Below are 20,021 nucleotides of genomic sequence, written 5' to 3'. Positions count from 1 at the left end.
ACATGGAAGTTACTGAAGAACTTAATGAAAACAGGATGTTAAGTCTTCAGCAACAATTAAAGGGAACATAGCCAATACAAAACCATCTGGTTCGACATCAGATACGATTAATGCAGACACTGCTAACGAAACTTTGATAGTGTTGCCCGACAGGTTTAGTGCTGGTTGATAAGTGAGATCACCATTTGGAACGGTGAATATACCCACCCCCATTAGCTCTGTACCAGAAAGACTAATAAATCCGTCATTATCATCATCTTCAAGGCGCGCTCCGTCTAAAAACAGAGCCCCTCCTTGTAGAGATTCAACAGAGATCCTTATCGCTTCAACACGCTCATTATTCTCCGTATCCCCAGGAGAAACTCTAATCGGTAACGCGACTGGCGTAGGGTCTCCACTATTATTCGCGCCATTATCTTCTAACGTATCTACATTAACGGTTCGAATAAAGCCCCTGGCATCATCAAGAATTAATTGAGCTTCACTGCTTGCTTGGTCACCGTCTGCATCCGTCACAGTTATCGTTAGATCATCAAGCAAACCACCTACAGGCGTATTAACAATAAGCTCGGTAGTTAGCGTAAATGTCCCATCTTGAGCAATAGTCAGCGTTCCATATTTTAAGTTACCATCACTACTATTGATTAAATCGATGGTCCAAGCATCATTGCTAAATACCGAACTCGCCGTATCGTATGTTTCACCTGCATAGGTCAAACTTGAAATCAACGTGCCATCTGAACTGATTAAGTCGGCATTATTGCTAAACCAGTTTCCCGAAAACTCATCCCCCTCGGTAAGTTCAATTTCTATTGGTGAGCTTGTGTCTTCAGGGATATCATCTACTACACTAACGGTATATGTCTCAGCTTCAGACTGGTCGCCATCCTTATCAACGGCATAAATTGAAAAACTGAGTTCTAATGTGTTCTCGTCCGCTGGAACACCGTCAGGTTCATCGTGTTCAAGTGCACGGTATAGATCAAACTCGACAGTCCCATCGGTATTAAATCTAATTCTAAAGACGTCTTGCTCGCTTTCATCTCTTGCATATAACCAACCATTCGAGTCCGGTGAATCAAGCGAAACCAGGCTACCACTACTTGTTTTATAGCCGAGCGCATTGAACATATCGATATTCACGCTCACACTGGCGATAGAGTCTGAACCTTGTAATAGCGTAATGGATGGTGACGAGCCCTCGATGCCAGAATCAAGCGAATCATCATTCAACCCGCTTTCATTGACTGTGATTCCCTCTGTAATTACTAGTTCCGGAAACAAGCCATCATAGACCAGTATGTTGGACTCCGTAGAGATCTCGCTTCCATCAGAATCTCTCGCCACGATGGGCATAGAGATCGACAATTGCGTCCCATCACCTAAAACATGGTCAAGCGAGTGATAAAGCTCTACAGTTACATTAACGGTAGACGTATCATTTGATGGCAAAGAGAAGTCACTAGGTAACGTGACCCTAAATACAACGTCTCCAGTGTCTGAAATTGCGTCAAAGCTTCCATCATTGTTATCGTACCAAGTGACAGCCTCTCCGTTATAAGTAACAGCATCACCAAGCGTAGTTTTGACAGTATCTCCATCATTTATGTCAACACCCAGATACACAATCGGATCGAATGATGACGTAACTATCACATCCGTATTCGCTATGGCTGAAACCCCATCAGGAGCAATGTTTGTATCGACAGGTGTTTCGGTTAACTCGACATTGCCGCTATTGATTAGCGCTTGTCCATTGTCGTTATCTATCACATTAATGTCTAAAACGACCGACGTGTTATCTTGGTCTGAGTCCATTGCAGTAACAACGAGAGGTACGTTTGGATCAGTATTTTCTTGTTGGTCGAGAGCCTGAAAAAGCTCAAAGGAGTAGGTAATGTCGCTATTTGCATCAATAGGTAATGAAGCATTGAGGGTAGCTTGAAAGATGGGAATCTGAGTGTGCCCATCTTCGTCAAGAATATAACCATCAAGTGTTTTGCCATCCGCAGAGACTTGATAAAGCACAACTTGTTCACCACTCGTCAACAAGGGTTGTTCAGAGACGATGAACGACAAAGATTCGAGGTAATCACTGCCAACCTCAACTTGAAAATTCCCTGAGCTCAACACACTTCCATTTGCGAGATCAGATTCTTTTACTTCTACCCCATTCAAATTATTTAAAGTTGGGTCTGCGCCATCCTTTAGAACATAGTCAATTTCATTCTCTACAAGCGGTGTGGCATCTAAATCTACGCCACCAATGGTCAACGGGAAAGTGACCGTATCACTGCTATTGAATTGATCGATAGGGTGCTCAAGAGTAAGCGAAATTGAAGCTAATACATCGTTACCCGACTCAACGCCACTCAACGTTAACGTAAATACAGTGACACCATTCGCAAATGCTGTAATTTGCTTTCCACTGGAACTTAACGTGTAGCTAAGCTCATTATCAGAGACTGAGCTTGTAAGCCCTAATGCTTCTAACTTAGTAATAGATGACCCACCGAAATACAAACTACTCGGATCCGGATTGTCAGATCCCGCGACAATATTAACAGTTCCTTCAGAGTTCAATATCGGGCCATCCAAAGGGACTTCTGTTACGTCTATAGTTGCATTGCCTACGTAACCTGCTTGTCCATCACTAATATCAATCGTCGCGTTAGCCAAGCCATAGTCTTGGGAGTCATCTGCAGCTAAATAGCTGAAAGAAACACTTTGCTCGACCGAATGATCTAGGTTTCGACCTGCATCAAACTGCCAAGAGCCATCAGAAAATACGGTTAATTCGCCTTTTTCTAAACTAAAACTTACGGATCCCCCCTCTAGAATTGACTTCTGCTCCCCGCCAGCCTCTACAAATTTCACATAAAGTGTTCCATCAAGATCAATATCATTTTCAAGTACATTGCCCGTAATTGTTTGATCTTCTACGACTGAGTATGTGTCATCTCTAATCACCGGATCAGAGTCATAAATAGTAATCGTTAACGGTGCCACAACCGTCTCTTGTGTACCATCAGCATCACTTTGAGTGCTTTCAACCAATACGTTAGTCACCAGCTCATCTTGACCTACACCATGATCAATCGCTTCATAAAAAGTAATTTGAACCGTACCATCATCATTGACTTCTGCTGAGAAAACTAATCGGTCGTCGGTCGATGTTCCTTGTAAGCTCAACCCATCTTCTGCAACAACAACATTAATAGATTGACCGACCGATGTAAGCGCGCTCAAACGTGGTTGCTCTGCATGCAGTGCTGGCACACCATTTTCTATGTTGATGGCTGCCGAGCTGCTTTGCTCACCAAAAAATCCAACGATGTTTTCAGAAAATACCGTTGAACCGGGTAGCACTATTGTCGGCATGGTATCTACCGCGTGGTTGCCGGCGGCATCCAACACTTCTGCTTCAATGGTCCACGTGTTGTTTAGATTGAGAGTGTTTACGTCAATTCCGGTTACTGTCCACGAACCTGATGCATCAACAAGGCCAGTAAAATTGAGCGTGCTGTCTCCGTCACTTACCCGAATCGTCACTGCCAAACCTTGCTCTACACCACTGGTTGTCCCTCTCATTTCCGTGACTATACCCTCACGGAAATCATCAATGGCAAGACCACCGCTAATATAAAAATCCGTATCGATATCAATGGTGGGAGCAGTGGCATCTATGGTCGTAGCCTCATCCATCGCTTTCGCTTGGTTGCCCGCCACATCATTCACGGAGGCAGATACGGTTAACGCCCCATCGGCTAACGTGGATAAGTTCGCCCCTTCGACTTGCCACATACCATCAACGACAACGGCATTGAACGAGAGCATCACCCCTGAGCTGTCTTGAACCGTGACAGAAACCGTCTGACCATTTTCAACATCACTGACTTGCCCTGACAAAGTGACAGATTGGCGCTCTTCAGTGTTTAAATAGCCGTCTCTGCCATCGTCAACGTCCACCGTCACACTTGCGAGCGTATCTTTGATGATGGTGTTTTCACTGATTGCAGGGTTGCCCGCTATATCTATACTCTTAGCAACAACTGTCAGCGTACCTTCAGACAATCCAGAAAGGTCAACGTCGTCCAGAGACCAACTTCCACCAGTCACCACCGTTTCTAAGTTTATGACCGCTCCTAACGAGTCGGTTACCGTAACTTGGATACGCTGGCCATCTTCAATGTTTTCAATCGTCCCTTCGAGGCGAGTAGTCGCGATTTCGTACTGATTTAAATACTCATCCCCTCCACCATCAAAATTGACGTTCACCGTTGCAAGCGTATCTTTAATGGTCGTATCGACGGCGTTCAGGTTATTGCCATAAATGTCAGAAACCACAGAAGTCACCGTAAGCGGCCCTTCAGCAAGAGAAGACAGATCAACGTCTGATAGGGTATAAGCCTCATTCTCTACGGTCGTTGTAACAGTAATGGAATTATTGAGGCTGTCGGTAATGGTGATAGTAACAAGCCACTCATCGCTTATCTTGAGTGCGTCACCTTGAATCGTGACACTAGGAACTTCAAACTGGTTTTCGTATCCATCGCCGCCATCAAGAATATCCACCGTTAAAGAGGCATCATCGTTCAAACCTTCAATTGCCTCTAAGGTAATATCCAATGTTACGGAGGTGGTGTCACCGTCTGAATCTGTTGCATTAACTAACAATGGTATATCCAGGATTTGATCTTTTGACAGATCGAAAGAGCGATATAATTCAAAGGAATACTCTATTTCACTACTCGACTCTACAGGTAATGTGGATAATAGTTTCGATTGAAAAATATTTACTTCCACCCCACCTTCTAAGATATAGCCAGTAATTGTCGTACCGTCATCAGACAGACGGTAAAGCAACTCACTTTCACTACTCACTAATGTGGGCTGGTTTAATTCGCTAAATCGAAGAGAGTCAACATAATCACTCCCGATATCGAGTTGAAGGCTCCCAGTCTTAAAGATTGCCCCACTTTCTAGATTAATCTCTTCCATTGCAACAACAGTCAAGTTGCTCAACGTAGGATCAACACCATCTTTCAACACGAAATCAATTTCATTCTCTACAAGCGGTGTGGAGTCTAGATCTGTCCCTCCAATGGTCAGCGGGAAAGTGACCGTATCACTACTATTGAATTGATCGATAGGATGATCAAGAGTAAGCGAGATTGAAGCTAGTACATCGTTACCCGACTCAATGCCACTCAATGTTAACGTAAATACAGTGACACCATTAGCAAATGCTGTGATTTGCTTTCCACTGGAACTTAACGTGTAGCTAAGCTCATTATCAGAGACTGAGCTTGTAAGCCCTAATGCCTCTAACTTAGTAATGGATGCCCCACCAAAATACAAATACGTTGGATGGTAGGTTTTCCATCAACACTTTGATATTCCGCCTTTAACGTCGTTCCCACGATGTTTTGCGTTGGAATGCCGTATACTTCCGGCGCCCAAACGCGCATAAATTCAATTCCGCCTCCAGAAACGATGTAGGTCTGATAGTCGTTAGCTCTTAAATAGTCGAGCAGTTCGAGCATAGGTTGATAGACCATTTCAGTGTATGGTCTACCCGTTGTTGGATGGACAGCCGTTTTCAACCATTCCTTAACTTCTTGATGAAACTGTTCAGTAGACATTCCAGAATGGGTTGCCATAACAAGCTTCATTACACCTTCGAGTCCTTGTTTACCAATCCCCTCCATGTCACCTTTTAATGCGGAAGCAAAGGGTTCGGTTGTCTTCCAATCAGGATGCTCAGAGGCCATTTCTTTTACTCTATCGATCGCAAAAAACAACTGTAGATAAACAGGCTTTTCTGCCCAAAGTGTTCCATCATTATCAAACGTCGCGATTCGTTGGCTTTCAGGAACATAGGAATCCGAACCTTGGGTCGTTGTTTTCGTAACAAACGCCATAATAGCTTGCTTAGCGTCAGTGTTGTTCCATGACGGAAGTGGATCTTGCATATCAGCAGCAACAGCGTAACTAGACAGAGCAAAACCTGTTGCTAAGACAATCGTCTTTAACTTTATAGCCATCTTAATTCCTTATATTGAGGTGCTAGGTGCGAATCCAATCAAAAGTATAGTTCAATTGAAACAGGCGCATATTGAACTGACATATCCAACGGCCACCAAAGAGTGACACCGTCACTAAATTGGTTCACTATTTTATTGAAATAGGAACATGGAATTTACCGATTAGAGTTTAAATTCATTGGCTTCAACTGATGTAGAGGCACTTTTACGTCCCTTTTTCTGATTGAGCTCTTCAATAACATAGTCGGGAGCGACCTTCGTTAGCTCTGTTAAACAGTCATCCGTTTTAGGGTTGCCGTATCTGACATAGATGTCACACACGGCATACAATTGTTCTGGAGCACCGGATATCAAATACGCTTGCTCAAAAGCGTTGACAGACTTCTTCAAGTCTAACTCTTCTTGCAGAACACCATTTAAATACCAAAAGTAACTGTTCGTCTTTGCCATCGTCGCAGCTTTGTCTATTTCAAACGCCGCTTCTTTCTTTTTGTCTAATCTAACCAAAGCGAGAGATTTAGAATAATGCAGCGAGGCATCTTCTGAATTTAGCTTGATACCCTCGTCAAGCACGTTGATAGCTTTTTGGTCTAGCTGTTGCGCTCGGAAGTTGTCTGCATAGCTTAACCAAACTTGAGGGTTGTTTGGCTCAAGCTTAGTTAACTCTGGGTATATCAGCGCCGCTTTATCCCAATCACGATGCCAACGGTAAACGTCTGCAAGTAATAACTTGGAAACATTATCGTTCTTACTGGACAAGTGTACTGTCAGCTCTGAAACAGGCCCTTCAAGTGACTGCTGTTGCTCTGAACTCAAATTGGCGTAATCTCGAACGAGGTTAATCGCTGCTGTAATTCGCACCATGGCGGCGTCATCACTCAATAATGGTGAAATCAAACGCCAACGGTGCTCAATCATATATGGTTGTGCTCCCACGATCGCAGCTTCGCGAATACCTGCATCTTCATCCTGCAACCCACGCGCAACTGCAACCAATGCATTTTGGCTTGGATAGTTGGCTAACTCACGTAAAGCATCAATACGTTTTTCTGAAGACAACTTTTTATTTTGCGCATCATAAGACAGCTTTTCGACTCGTTGCGCCGGTGTCATTTGAGCTTCTTGTGGAGTGACAACCGTTGTCGGCGATACTTGATCTGGGTCTAGCAATGTTGTTTCTTGTGCCACCACGGCTTGACTCGTAGCAATGCCGATCGAGATCACGAGTAATGATTTAGAGAGCAGCTTAATTTTTTGCATTCAATAACCTATATTCTTTCATTTCCGGGCCTGTAGCAGGCGTAGTGACTATCTTAAAACTTCATTTCAAACACAGTCTGTGTTTGAGTAGCTTGCTGGCGTAGAATCTGGTCACTGTATTTACCGTGAACCACTGGGTTACCTGTCGCTCGTAAGATGTACGCCATCGACTGATCAACATGGGTAAAAAACTTCTTCCAACCCGCGCAGAGATAATTAAGACCAGGCTCACCTTGCCTAGTACGGATAAAACGGTTTTTGGGACATTCTCCAAAACATGCAAATTGATAATCACATTGAAGGCACTGTTGGGGCAGCGTACGACTTTTAGCAAACCCAAATTTCTGCTGCTCAGAGCTATAAGCGAGCGTATCGAGCTTTTCGTGATGAATGTTTCCAACCTTATATTCTGGGTACACGTAATGATCACACGCAAACACATCACCATTAGGCTCCATTGCTAAGCCTTTCCCGCAGATTTCACCTAACGTACACAGTGGGTTTTTTCTGCCCATCCAGGTTTCGATACTGGCTTCAAAGTACTGAACAAACACGTTGCCGATATCGTGTAAAACCCATTCATTGAAAATCGCGATCAGAAAATTTCCCCATGCTTCATCCGCAACGCAAAAAGGCTCAACAACGGCATCTTTATGACCTGGGATCAACCGTTTATCTCCTTGCTTTAGTTGCTCGTTTGGCTCCCAAGTTTGAGGGGCGGTTGTTCTGAATGTTTTCTGCTCAACTATTGGAATAAACTGCATTTGAGGGGAGCGTACTTCATCTCGCAAGAATCGGTACACTTCAAGTGGGTTACGGCTGGTCAAGTTGTTAACACAAGTGAGCGTAGCAAACTTTACTTCGTGCTTATGTAATAGTTCAACCGCATTCATAACTTGCCGGAATGTGCCTCTACCAGCTCGGTTTGTTCGATAAGCGTTGTGCATCATTTCTGGACCATCAATGCTTAAACCGACGAGAAAGTTGTTCGCCTTTAAAAACTCACACCATTCATCGTTAAGCAGTGTGCCATTAGTCTGGAGATCATTGGAGATCGTAATGCCATCGGGACGGTATTTATTCTGTAGCTCAACAATTGTCTTGAAATAATCCAAACCTAGCATTGTCGGCTCACCACCCTGCCAAGAGAAAATAATTTCAGGTGTATTTTGTCCCGCTATATATTGACGGATATAGGTCTCGAGCGTTTCCTCATCCATGACTGGTGAGCAGCCTGGCTTGTACTCAAGTAAATCTTGTTTGCTTAGGTAGTAACAATAGGTGCAATCGATATTGCACACTGCACCGATAGGTTTCGCCATGACATGTAATCGCTTGGATGCTTTTCCATTGAACTGCGGACCTTGAGTTATGTGCATTCATCACCTTCTTAGTTGCTAGCCTGCGCCCAACGGCGTTAAGACTAATCATTAAGTTAATCGCCTAGTGTGATGATAATGTTCAATTATTCGTGGCGCTTGTTATAGTGTGTATAACTGTTTTTCATAGACTTGCCTGATAAAATTCTTTGATCATAAATGTTGATGGAGCTCCCCTATGAAGCATTCCAAAAGTAATACTCTTTACCTTGGTGCCACTATTTCGATTTCGCTAATTATCACTGGATGTGCAACAACACAACCTAGCCCTCTTGCTCAAAAAATCGATCAAGATATGGTTCTTATTGAAGGTGGACAATTTACGATGGGCTCGGATAATCCATCAGCAAATAAATCCGAGCGCCCGGCTCGCACCGTTCGCGTGGATGATTTCTATTTGGCAAAATTTGAGGTAACCCAAGAGTTATTCGAATCGGTTACAGGCTCTTCTCTGAGTTATTTTAGAAACCCAAATACGCCCGTGAATAACATTAGCTGGCAACAAGCCAATTATTTTATAAAGAAATTGAATGAAAAAACGGGAGAGCACTATCGTTTACCCACAGAAGCAGAATGGGAGTTTGCAGCGAAAGGGGGGAATCTAAGTCAAGGATTCACTTACGCGGGGTCTGATGATATTAACGACGTTGCCTGGTATGCCAGTAACTCAAACAATAAGGCACACAAGGTAGGTCAGAAAAAACCGAATGAGCTTGGCTTATACGATATGACGGGTAATGTTGGTGAGTTTGTTATTGATGCGTTTGATGAAGGCTATTACAAATCAGCACCAAGTGATAATCCGGTAAACGCAAAAGATGAAAAAGAAAGCCTGGCACACAAGTCTGTACGAGGTGGTAGCTTTGCCTATGATGCTGACGAATCCGAAAACTATCGTCGCGATTTTGCTAGCCAGTCAGTCATCATGTCCGACATGGGGCTGAGATTAGCGAAAGACGCTGATTAAACTAAGTAAGAAAAAAGTGGAGCGATAAAAGCTCCACTTTTGGTAATTAGCTCCTATTGACCCCAACAATAGAGGCTTTAAGCTGATCAATAGCTTGCTTAGGTGCATAGTGACTAAGCTCTTGTATGCACCTATCGAAAGCAAAAGCGACAGCACCTTTTTTATGATTTCTCGCTAGAACCTCGCATTGAGCAAACAAGTGTTGTGGATTGCCACCGACTTCAAATGCTGTATGCAACGCTTTACTGGCTTCTAGAACATCGCTTTTTTCTAAAGCTAGACCGTACACGTACCAATAATGCACATTAGTTTCACCAACTTCGGCGGCGCGTCTAAGTAGCTTTTTCGCATCATCGGCTTTGCCTTGACGTAACAAAGAAAGACCTGCGCTGTATGGTAATGTGCTGGATTTAGGTTGAGCTTTCATCCCTTGTTGTAGCACCGTGAGCGCAGCTTCTTCTTTACCTAGGTGACGATACAAATCTGCTAGGTTAACGTAGCTATTTTCGAAATAGGGTTCGATGCTGATCGCTTGTTTATACAGCTCGGCCGCTTTGTCGATTTCACCTAAGCTGCGGTACACATTCGCCAAATTGGTTCTTCCGAAACCACGATCGGCATTAAACTCTTGAATTTCCATGTACTCTTCTAAAGGCGATTTAATGATATCTTTTTGTAAAGGGGTCATTTGTGCGTAGTTCACTACCAGCACCGAGGCAGCTTCCGCTCTCACTGAAAGCACCGGGTCACCAAGCAATGGCTCTAGAATCCGCCACCGATCATGAAATTCATAACCAGACGAGCCTGAAATTGCCCCTAATCGAACCATTTCATTCTCATTCTTAACGGCCCTAGCCAAAGATACTGTTGTATTTTGGTCAGTATTGCCCCCCATTCTCTCCAGGGCTGAAGCACGAATAATGTCTTTTAACGACGAATCCTGAGCAGAGTATGCCAACGCATTTGCTGCTCCTTGATGACCAATTGAATCCGCATAAAATGCGACAGCAAAATGTTGCTGATTACGATACTTCGAATTCGGGTACCATTTTGCTATCTGTTCATCGGCCCATTGATTGCTTTTATCTTCATGGCAAGACATGCAAACATTGGGCGTTCCAATATGTTTGCTCAAATCCGGTCGTGGAATATGCCAACCGTGGTCTCTACGAGGATCGACTTGCATGTAAGTCGTTTCTGGCATGTGACAAGTCGTACATTGCGATGCTTCAGATCCAGCCTTATGAAAGGTATGCTTTTCAGGTGTATATTCCGATGCAATATGGCATTGCGAACATACTGCCTCTTCTGGGATCGTTAACTCTGCCGTGTGTGGATCATGGCAATTAGTGCACGTGACCCCCTTCTCCGCCATTTCAGATTGAAGAAACGAACCATAAACATAATCTTCGTCGTAAATCTGTCCATCATGATAGTAGAGTTCAGGTGTTATAAGACTTAAGCGATATTTATCAAAAAAAGAACCTTTAACATGATCACCTGTTTCATTTAACTGGGTTCGGCGACTATGGCATTGAGCGCATGTTTGCACTTGATTGGTTGCTTCAATTGATTTCGGCTGTAACGTACTATGGCCTTCCTCAAACACCCAATCCGACACTGCTTTAGACAAATTTCGATCAAAGCCATAATGGCTGTCATGCTCAAAAGAAGTGCCAGCATTTTTGTATTTCTTGGCCAGTTCTATGTGCTGACTAGCGGGACCATGGCATGCTTCGCATCCCACATTAATCTCTGACCATGAGCTGTTGTAAGTGTTTTTGTCAGCGTCGTAATTCTTCTTTAGGTTCGTTGAATGGCAATCAGCACACATGAAGTTCCAATTTTGCCCGGTATTGGTCCAATAGAATTCATCCGTTGTTGTCGTTTCTGGATAAAGATGAAACCAACGCTGTCCCCCTTCAACTTTAGCTCTTGTGTCCCAAGCAAAAGGAATAAGCTGCACGCGGCCATCTTCAAACTCGACCATGTACTGCTGTAATGGTTCCCAGCCAAATGTATAGCTGATCTTATAGTCATGCCATTGCCCGTCAGAGCCTTGAATGTTGACCCAATATTCGCCGCCTTTTTTAAAAAAACGATTAGGCATTCCTTTGTGTGTTACAACATGGTTATCAAAATTACCACGCACAGAGGTTGTACTTGCATGCTTCATGGCCATATCGTGATGTGACCCTTTCCAGGCCTCCACCTCGTTTTGGTGGCAATCTATACAAGCTTGTGTGCCAGCATATTCTGGATTTAAGCCTGAAGGAATATTTGGTTTCTCTGTTAATAACTCTTGAGAAAAAGCCATAAAACTGACAACAACGTTGACCAGCAATAAAATGCGAAACCGGCCTGCCCACTGACTCATAGATATCCTTATATTTATAATGTACAACCTAAATCAATATAGACACTAAATCACTGGTTATACAAATAATTACAAGCAATACATAACGACTTTAGTATTGCTTTAGGACCGTAAAACAAGCGAACATCCTATTGTTTTTCATTTCCATCCCCTCTTCTACTACGCAATAAAAATAAGGCTCTTCAGTGATCTAAATCTACTTTACGAATCTCTACAAACTAACAGGATAATCCTATTTCTTCTTAATTAACAAATGGTTACTACCTAGCAATAACTTATGGTTATATCGAGTATAAGAGGATTTTTCTATATACATCATTAACTTATGCAGCAACTAAGCATAAGGCTCACTTGTGCTTATCTTTACTCTCAACAATCTGGAGTTTTTATGGCAAATCAATTGAGCAAAATCGCTGTAGGCGCAGGACTGTTAGCGGCGTCCAGTGCTGCTATGGCAGCCGACAAACCGAATATTCTGGCAATTTTTGGTGACGATATCGGCTACTGGAATATCAGCGCATACAACCAAGGTATGATGAGTTACAAAACGCCAAACATCGACCGTATCGCGAATGAAGGTGCGTTGTTCACAGATCACTACGGACAACAGTCTTGTACTGCTGGTCGCGCGGCCTTTATTACGGGTGAAGAACCATTTCGTACGGGTTTGTTAACAATTGGTATGCCAGGCTCTGACCACGGCATACCTGATTGGGCGCCAACCATTGCAGATCTGTTAAAAGAACAAGGTTACATGACGGGTCAATTTGGTAAAAACCACTTAGGTGACCAAGATAAGCACTTACCGACAAAACACGGCTTTGACGAATTCTTCGGTAACTTATATCACCTAAACGCAGAAGAAGAACCTGAAACTTATTACTACCCTAAAGACCCAGAGTTTCGTAAAAACTATGGCCCTCGTGGTGTCATTAAGTCTTATGCCGACGGTAAGATTGAAGACACTGGCCCGATGACACGAAAACGTATGGAGCACGCAGATGAAGAGTTCCTAGAGAGCTCTTTGGCATTTATGGAAAAAGCAGTTAAGGCGGATAAACCCTTCTTTATTTGGCATAACGCCACTCGTATGCACGTTTGGACTCGCTTGCAGGAAAAATACCAAGGTAAATCAGGTGTAAGCATTTATGCCGATGGTATGCTGGAACATGATGATCATGTAGGTGTTTTACTCGACAAGCTGGATGAGCTAGGTGTTGCAGACAACACTATCGTTATCTACTCAACGGACAACGGCGCAGAAACCATGACTTGGCCAGATGGTGGCGCAACACCATTCCATGGTGAAAAAGGTACAACTTGGGAAGGCGGTATGCGTGTTCCTCAACTGGTTCGTTGGCCAGGCGTCATTAAACCAGGAACCAAGATCAATGAAATGATGGCACACCAAGACTGGTTGCCTACATTATTGGCAGCTGCTGGCGTACCTGATGTAAAAGAAAAACTGGCAGAAGGCTACAAAGCAAATGGCAAAGAGTGGCGTGTACATTTAGATGGTTATAACTTCATGCCATACTTTGAAGGTAAGGAAGAAAAAGGCCCTCGTGAGTCGCTGCTTTACTTTACGTCTAATGGTGAATTAAACGCTGTCCGCTGGAATGACTGGAAACTTCACTTTGCAACGCTTGAAGGGAACCTAAGTAACGCAGTTCGTTTTGCTCCGAACTGGCCTAAAATCATCCACCTACGCGCTGACCCATTCGAAAAAGGCCCAAGCGAATCACAAATGTACTTGCGTTGGATGGCTGACAACATGTGGCTATTTGTACCTGTTCAAGACGTTGTGGGAGAGTTCTTTAAAACACTTCCAGAATACCCAATGCAACGTGGCACAGCGATGAACCCTGCTTCACTAAACTACGACTCTCTAAAAATGCAAGAGAAGCTGCAGCAACTAGACAAAGTTGAACAAGAAATCAGCAAGTTTAAGTAAACTAAGTTAACGTTAGTTAATCAGTAACATTAAGCCAGCAGACCATTCTGCTGGCTTATGTGTATCGCCACATAGGAACTTACTTAAATCGTCTGTTTAGACTATGCAAAAGTACAAACTGAAAAACAAAAAAGGAGAGCTAACCTGCTCTCCTTTGTATTTTAACCGTGGATAAACTAAGCCACATTAACCGATTTAGCTAAACTGCTACTTTGGAAAAACTCATCATGCAATGCGCAAATCGCGTGCTGGTATTCCTTATCACCGACAACAAATTGAACATTTACATTTCTCAATGATGAGTGCAGTGCAACTGGCGTAACGCCATTATTCATCAATGCAAGCACACCTTTCGCCAACGTCTTGTTGGTATCAATTTGAGAACCGATGGCTGAGATAAGCGCGACCATACGACCTTTAATCGAGGCATTCGGATAACGTTTCTCGGCTTTATACAATACTTTGTTTAAGCTATCTGTACTGCCACCTAGATAGTAAGTAATAGAGTTAGCGTTCATCTCTTTACCAACCAAACTTACACGAGCATCGGAGATGATTTCCATCAATTCGTAACTAACGTTATCGGCTTTTCCTACCATTGCTTGGTCAAACAAATGCAGTGCAAATACTTTCTCTTTACCTGCGATGATCTCGACTTTGTCTTCTTCTGGGCGGTAGCTTGAAGAGATCAAAGTACCTTCGTGTTCAGGTTCGAATGTATTTTTAATCTGTAGCTCAATACCACTTTCACGCAAACCCGCAGCGGCATTTGGGTGAATCGCTTCCATGCCAAGGTTGGCAAGTTGGTCTGCTACGTCATAGTTTGTACTACCAATTGGTAATACTTTTTCAGGGCCAACAACGCGTGGGTCCGCTGAGCTCAAGTGGTACTCTTTGTGAATTACTGCTAAATCCGCTTTTGTTATTGCTGCAATTCGGCTAAATGTCATCTCACTATAACCTCGGTCATAAGTGTGCATTAGGCCCTCTTTACAGTAAGCATAACCTGTCACGATTGGCAGTTCTTTTGATACATCGATATCAGCAAACGCGTCACTGATCGACTCATCAAGGCTTCTTGGCGCTTGATTATCCCAACCAGACAGGTCAACGAACTTAGCGTTAATACCCATATTTTTTAGTTTTAGTGCTGTGTTGTAAGCACTATGTGCCTCACCGATAGACGAGAGAAACTCTCGAATTTGAGGCAAGTACTGGCGCAACGAAAATTGACCGTACTGACAGGTTTCTAAAATATTCGCGATACAGTTTTTCGCTTCAGCAATGCGGGAGCGAATGAATTTATCCGCACGGATACGATTCATTGGGTCCGCAAAAATATTTTCATTGGTCAGCAACATACGGCTTTCAACGTACGCTAACGCTTCTTCCCATTTGTCGTCGCGTTTCGCGATAAGCTGATAAACGCCTGGTTTACTGGTTTTTTTACACTCGAGCAGCGCATCGGTCATACCACCGTATGCAGATACGACAAAAATACGATTGTATGGTGTTTTGGGACGAAGAATAATATTGTCGAGAACAGCATCAAATGCTGTCATTGATGTACCGCCGATTTTTTCTACGGTAAATGTCATGATAAGCCTTTTTTGATTAGTAACTTTAAAAAGAAAAAAGAAGAGATAGTAAAGTGTGGGGTGGCAAAGCACCCCACCATCATCTTTTAGTCAACGAGAGGATAAACACCGTTTTCATCGTGCACTTCAGCGCCAGTAATCGGTGGGTTAAACACACACGCCATTACCATTTCTTTATTCTTATAAGCTCTCAAGTAGTGCTCATCGTGTTTATCAAGGATGTATAATGTACCTGGTTTGATTGGGTACGTTTCTCCACCTACAACTTCAATCTCACCTTCACCACTCATACAAAACACCGATTCAAGGTGGTTTTGATAGTGAATATGAGTTTCTGTATCTTCATAAATCGTTGTGATGTGGAAAGAGAAACCCATGTTGTCGTCTTTCAACAACATGCGGACACTTTCCCAGTTATCTGAAACAACACGTCGTTCGCTGTTGCGGCATTCATCTAGAGTTCTGACGATCATAATTAAAATCCTTATTAAGATGCTTGTTTGAAATGTTTCGCAGCGATAGTCTCTACTGCATTTTCAAAGATGCTTAGTCCTTGATCTAGCTCTGATTCGCTGATGGTTAGTGGACAGAAGAACTTCACAACTTCATCGTCTGGACCCGCTGTCTCTATCACCATTCCATTCTCGAAACAGTTTTTCGCAATTTCAGATGCCATGTCACCATTGATACATTCAATACCAACCATCATGCCGCGGCCTTTTTTCTGCACAAACATTTGAGGAAAGCGACGAACACAACGGTCAATCACTGCACTTACCTTGTCTGAACACTGCTTGATGTGTGTTTCAAAATCATCGTTTGCCCAGTAAATTTCTAGTGCTTTTGCAGCAGTAATAAAGGCGTGATTATTGCCACGGAACGTACCGTTATGCTCGCCTGGCTTCCACTGGTCAAGCTCAGGCTTAAGTAATACGACAGCCATCGGCAAACCGTAACCACCGATCGACTTCGATAGCGTCACGATATCCGGTTGGATACCAGACGGCTCGAAACTAAAGAAAGTACCGGTACGTCCGCAACCTGCTTGAATGTCATCGACAATCACAAGAATGTCATTGGCTTTACAGATTTTGCTCAAACGTTGTAACCACTCGTTTGAAGCAGCATTTAAACCACCTTCACCTTGCACAGTTTCAAGAAGTACAGCGGCTGGTTTATCCATACCTGCAGAGTTATCATTTAGCATGGTTTCGAACAGCGCGAGACCATCTACGCCAGCGTAACCTTCAAATGGAATACGAGTGACGTTACTTAGACTAGAACCGTTACCTTGTCTGTGATGCTGGTTACCCGTTGCAGCCAGTGCGCCAGCAGTACAACCATGGAAACCGTTAGTAAACGCAACGACGCTGTCGCGGCCTTTTACTTTTTTAGCCAGCTTCAATGCCGCCTCAACAGCGTTAGTGCCTGTTGGGCCCGTAAACTGAACCTTGTAATCCAAGTTTCTTGGTTTAAGGATGTAAGTATCCAACGCTTCCAGAAACGATGCTTTCGCTTCTGAGTGCATATCCAAACCGTGAGTAATACCGTCCATTTCAATGTACTCAAGCAACGCTTGTTTTAGTACTGGATTGTTATGGCCGTAATTTAGAGATCCCGCTCCAGCAAGGAAGTCTAAGTATCGTTCACCTTGTTCTGTTTCTAGCCAGCAGCCTTTCGCTTTACGAAAAACGACCGGGAAATTGTTTGAATATGAGCGTACGTTGGATTCCTGCTTTTTGAAAATATCCATGATGAGACCGTTTTTAATTCCTATTGTTTGAGGATTATTTGAGAGGAATGCGATACAAATATTCTGTATCGTGTTTGCCTTTAAAGTGGGCTTCTTCATCCAAAAATGTGCTTACTTGGCCAGAATTGCCGTTCATCGCATCTAACTTTTTGAACAGTGCCCAAGAGGCTTTATTATCTTCCGTGATGGTAGTTTCTACCGATTTAACACCGCCTAATTCCTCTCGGGTGAGAAGTTCTTTCAACATGCGGAATGCTAAACCATGACCTCTAAAGCGAGGTGAGACTGCAACTTGCCAGACAAATAAAACGTCTTGCTCGTCTGGTTTCTGATAACCGGAAATGAAACCTGCGATTTCGCCTTTTTGCTCAACCAAAATACTGGTTTTGCTGAAATGCGTAGACTGTAGGAAATTGCAATAAGATGAGTTCATGTCCAATGGAGGACAGTCTGCAATCAAGCTGTAAATGTCGTCACCATCAGAGATTTTAGGCTCACGAAAAATCCATTTTTTACTTGAGTCTTCTCCAATCTCTGGATAAAGGACCCAAGGTGCTGATGTGATCATGTGAAAATACATATCCTTTGAGGTCTAATTAAATTTCCTTTTTATTATGGGCATCCCTCGCGACTAAAAATCAAATAATCCGCCTTTTTATCGGCATTTTTGTGATTTGCATCACAAAAATAAACCTATTAACCAAAAGTTAAAATAGTTTGAGGTCTAATTTATTAAATAGTCACCTAAATGCGCAGTACAAAAAACAACCAGAATAAGACCATTTTCCATGCTGTTCATTTCTCAGAAAAAAATAGAAATCCAAAAAAAAAGCGGCATGCTTTCGCATACCGCTTTTATCAATAATTTAACTGCTGATACTAGTTATTTTGATTTCTTAGAAACCGCCTTTGGACGAGGTTCATCCATCAAACCTTTTATCAAAGATACCGTTGCAACAAGCAAAACAATAGTAAATGGTAAACCAGTCGTCACCGCCATTGCTTGAGCAGCAGCTAGACCACCACCCAACATCAATGCAATCGCAACCAAACCTTCAAACGTACACCAGAACACGCGTTGTGGCGTTGGTGCATCGACCTTACCGCCCGCAGCAATAGTATCAATAACCAGTGATCCTGAGTCAGAAGAGGTAATGAAGAACACCACGACTAAGATAATGCCGACAAAAGATGTTATCTCAGCCAATGGCATAACATCTAACATGGCAAAAAGTTTTAAAGGGAGTTCTGCGTTAAACACCGCCTCATAGCCATCATTAACGTATTGGCTAATTGCGTTACCGCCAAAAGCCGTCATCCATAACACACAAACTGAAGATGGGATAAGAATAACGCAAATAATAAACTCACGAACCGAACGACCGCGAGACACACGTGCGATGAACATACCCACAAATGGTGACCAAGAAATCCACCACGCCCAGTAAAACGCCGTCCAGCCTTGAGAGTAATTCACATCCTCTCGTCCAAATGGCATAGATAAGGCAGGGATATTAGCCACATAGGAAACGATGTTCTCGAAGAAACCAGTTAAAATCGCAATCGTCGGGCCAACAACAATAACAAATAGCAATAGCAGTGCTGCAAGACCCATATTGATTTCAGATAAGATTTTCACGCCCTTATCGAGTCCAGCCACAACAGAGATTAAAGCGAGCGCAGTAATACCAATAATCAATATGACCTGCGTGGTATTGGTCATTGGGACATCAAACAGGAAGTTCAAACCCGTTGCGGCTTGAGATGCACCGTAGCCTAGCGATGTTGCTAAACCAAAAACCGTCGCTACCACTGCAAGAATATCGATAATATGACCAGTCCAACCCCATACACGCTCACCAAACAAAGGGTAAAAAATTGAGCGCATAGTGAGTGGCAAACCTTTGTTAAATGAAAAGATAGCCAGTCCAAGAGCCAAGAGCGCGTATATTGACCACGGATGAAGTGCCCAGTGGTAAATCGTCGCAGCCATCCCTAATGCCGAAGCTGCAGTTGCATCGCCCTCTGCACCACCTAGCGGTGCCCAGTCAGTACGTACACCATTCTCAACGCTCACGCCACCAATCGCAGAACTAAAATGGGACATCGGTTCTGATACCCCGAAGAATACGAGACCAATGCCCATACCTGCAGCAAATAGCATTGCCAACCATCCGGCATAGGAGTAATCCGGTGTTGCTTCAGTACCACCGATTCGCACACGGCCCAATGGTGTGAAGATCAATCCGACACAGACAATGACAAAAATATTACCTGAAGCGAGAAAAAACCAGTCTAAATTGTGTAACAAACCCGCTCGTAGGTCTGCAAAAAACGGCTCTACCTGTTCTCGGAATAATAGTGTTATCACAACAAACATGACGATTGCTAAGCCAGAAATTGCAAAAACACGGTTGTGAATATCAAGGCCAAATGGGCCTACCTTTAGCGCAACGTTATCCTGACCAATTTGATAGTCAGTATCTATTGCGTTTACTTTTCCATCGGGGCGTTGAATGCCACCGTTATTATCGGTGCTCACGGATAATCTCCTTAAAAATACGTGACCAAGTTTAAATTACTTTCGTGGGAGTTCGAGTAATGAAACGTCTTCATCACTACCAAGCACATGTTCATAAAACATTGTTCTTATAAGCGGTTACTCAATCCGCCATCATAATCTTAA

11 protein-coding genes and 1 pseudogene are annotated in these 20,021 nt (G+C 43.2%); 2 read left to right on the top strand and 10 right to left on the bottom strand.

Features of this window, described 5'->3' with window-relative positions; genetic code table 11:
- Positions 1–798: 798 nt before the first annotated feature.
- From R8O11_RS13305 to R8O11_RS13290, 4 genes and pseudogenes are all read right to left on the bottom strand, one after another.
- Positions 799–5,001 (bottom strand): annotated as a pseudogene (locus tag R8O11_RS13305) (Ig-like domain-containing protein); the annotation flags it as partial.
- Between the two features lie 326 nt (positions 5,002–5,327).
- Positions 5,328–6,047 (bottom strand): HAD family hydrolase, encoded by a 720-nt coding sequence (locus R8O11_RS13300; RefSeq protein WP_318194210.1) that lies wholly within the window; start codon positions 6,045–6,047, stop codon positions 5,328–5,330.
- Between the two features lie 162 nt (positions 6,048–6,209).
- On the bottom strand, positions 6,210–7,307 hold the full coding sequence (locus R8O11_RS13295) for a hypothetical protein (RefSeq protein WP_318194209.1): 1,098 nt from the start codon (positions 7,305–7,307) through the stop codon (positions 6,210–6,212).
- Positions 7,308–7,360: 53 nt separating this feature from the next.
- Entirely contained in the window at positions 7,361–8,686 is a 1,326-nt protein-coding gene (locus tag R8O11_RS13290; RefSeq protein ID WP_213885335.1) for an anaerobic sulfatase maturase, read from the bottom strand.
- A gap of 178 nt (positions 8,687–8,864) precedes the next feature.
- Here R8O11_RS13290 and R8O11_RS13285 point away from each other — a divergent pair, with 178 nt between their 5' ends.
- A complete protein-coding gene (locus R8O11_RS13285) occupies positions 8,865–9,653 on the top strand; it encodes a formylglycine-generating enzyme family protein (protein WP_213866562.1) in 789 nt (262 codons plus the stop codon).
- 46 nt (positions 9,654–9,699) lie between these two features.
- Here the strand turns inward: R8O11_RS13285 and R8O11_RS13280 are convergent, their stop codons facing one another.
- Positions 9,700–12,030, bottom strand: a complete 2,331-nt coding sequence (locus tag R8O11_RS13280) for a tetratricopeptide repeat protein (protein WP_258669395.1) — start codon at positions 12,028–12,030, stop codon at positions 9,700–9,702.
- Between the two features lie 388 nt (positions 12,031–12,418).
- On the opposite strand from R8O11_RS13280, the gene R8O11_RS13275 reads away from it, so the two are divergent.
- Positions 12,419–13,984: an arylsulfatase gene (locus R8O11_RS13275; RefSeq protein ID WP_005377767.1), complete on the top strand. Its 1,566-nt coding sequence runs from the start codon at positions 12,419–12,421 to the stop codon at positions 13,982–13,984.
- Between the two features lie 176 nt (positions 13,985–14,160).
- Here R8O11_RS13275 and R8O11_RS13270 read toward each other — a convergent pair whose 3' ends face one another.
- The 5 genes from R8O11_RS13270 to R8O11_RS13250 form a co-directional block, all read right to left on the bottom strand.
- A complete protein-coding gene (locus R8O11_RS13270) occupies positions 14,161–15,582 on the bottom strand; it encodes an aspartate kinase (RefSeq protein ID WP_005377768.1) in 1,422 nt (473 codons plus the stop codon).
- 86 nt (positions 15,583–15,668) lie between these two features.
- Positions 15,669–16,055 (bottom strand): ectoine synthase, encoded by a 387-nt coding sequence (locus tag R8O11_RS13265; RefSeq protein WP_005377769.1) that lies wholly within the window; start codon positions 16,053–16,055, stop codon positions 15,669–15,671.
- A gap of 14 nt (positions 16,056–16,069) precedes the next feature.
- Complete coding sequence (ectB, locus tag R8O11_RS13260; protein WP_017820939.1) at positions 16,070–17,335, bottom strand: diaminobutyrate--2-oxoglutarate transaminase; 1,266 nt, start codon at positions 17,333–17,335, stop codon at positions 16,070–16,072.
- A gap of 34 nt (positions 17,336–17,369) precedes the next feature.
- A complete protein-coding gene (ectA, locus tag R8O11_RS13255) occupies positions 17,370–17,903 on the bottom strand; it encodes a diaminobutyrate acetyltransferase (protein ID WP_005393379.1) in 534 nt (177 codons plus the stop codon).
- A 315-nt stretch (positions 17,904–18,218) separates the two neighbouring features.
- Entirely contained in the window at positions 18,219–19,877 is a 1,659-nt protein-coding gene (locus R8O11_RS13250) for a BCCT family transporter (protein WP_005377772.1), read from the bottom strand.
- Positions 19,878–20,021 lie beyond the last annotated feature (144 nt).

It is taken from the genome of Vibrio sp. 1288 (assembly GCF_033344475.1).
The sequence above is the reverse complement of the archived record's forward strand: the minus strand, read 5'-3'. Positions and strand labels throughout refer to the sequence as shown.

Coding starts and splice junctions, on each gene's coding strand:
- R8O11_RS13300 (WP_318194210.1), bottom strand. CDS start 6,047: ATGGCTATAAAGTTAAAGACGATTGTCTTAGCAACAGGTTTTGCTCTG.
- R8O11_RS13295 (WP_318194209.1), bottom strand. CDS start 7,307: ATGCAAAAAATTAAGCTGCTCTCTAAATCATTACTCGTGATCTCGATC.
- R8O11_RS13290 (WP_213885335.1), bottom strand. CDS start 8,686: ATGCACATAACTCAAGGTCCGCAGTTCAATGGAAAAGCATCCAAGCGA.
- R8O11_RS13285 (WP_213866562.1), top strand. CDS start 8,865: ATGAAGCATTCCAAAAGTAATACTCTTTACCTTGGTGCCACTATTTCG.
- R8O11_RS13280 (WP_258669395.1), bottom strand. CDS start 12,030: ATGAGTCAGTGGGCAGGCCGGTTTCGCATTTTATTGCTGGTCAACGTT.
- R8O11_RS13275 (WP_005377767.1), top strand. CDS start 12,419: ATGGCAAATCAATTGAGCAAAATCGCTGTAGGCGCAGGACTGTTAGCG.
- R8O11_RS13270 (WP_005377768.1), bottom strand. CDS start 15,582: ATGACATTTACCGTAGAAAAAATCGGCGGTACATCAATGACAGCATTT.
- R8O11_RS13265 (WP_005377769.1), bottom strand. CDS start 16,055: ATGATCGTCAGAACTCTAGATGAATGCCGCAACAGCGAACGACGTGTT.
- ectB (WP_017820939.1), bottom strand. CDS start 17,335: ATGGATATTTTCAAAAAGCAGGAATCCAACGTACGCTCATATTCAAAC.
- ectA (WP_005393379.1), bottom strand. CDS start 17,903: ATGATCACATCAGCACCTTGGGTCCTTTATCCAGAGATTGGAGAAGAC.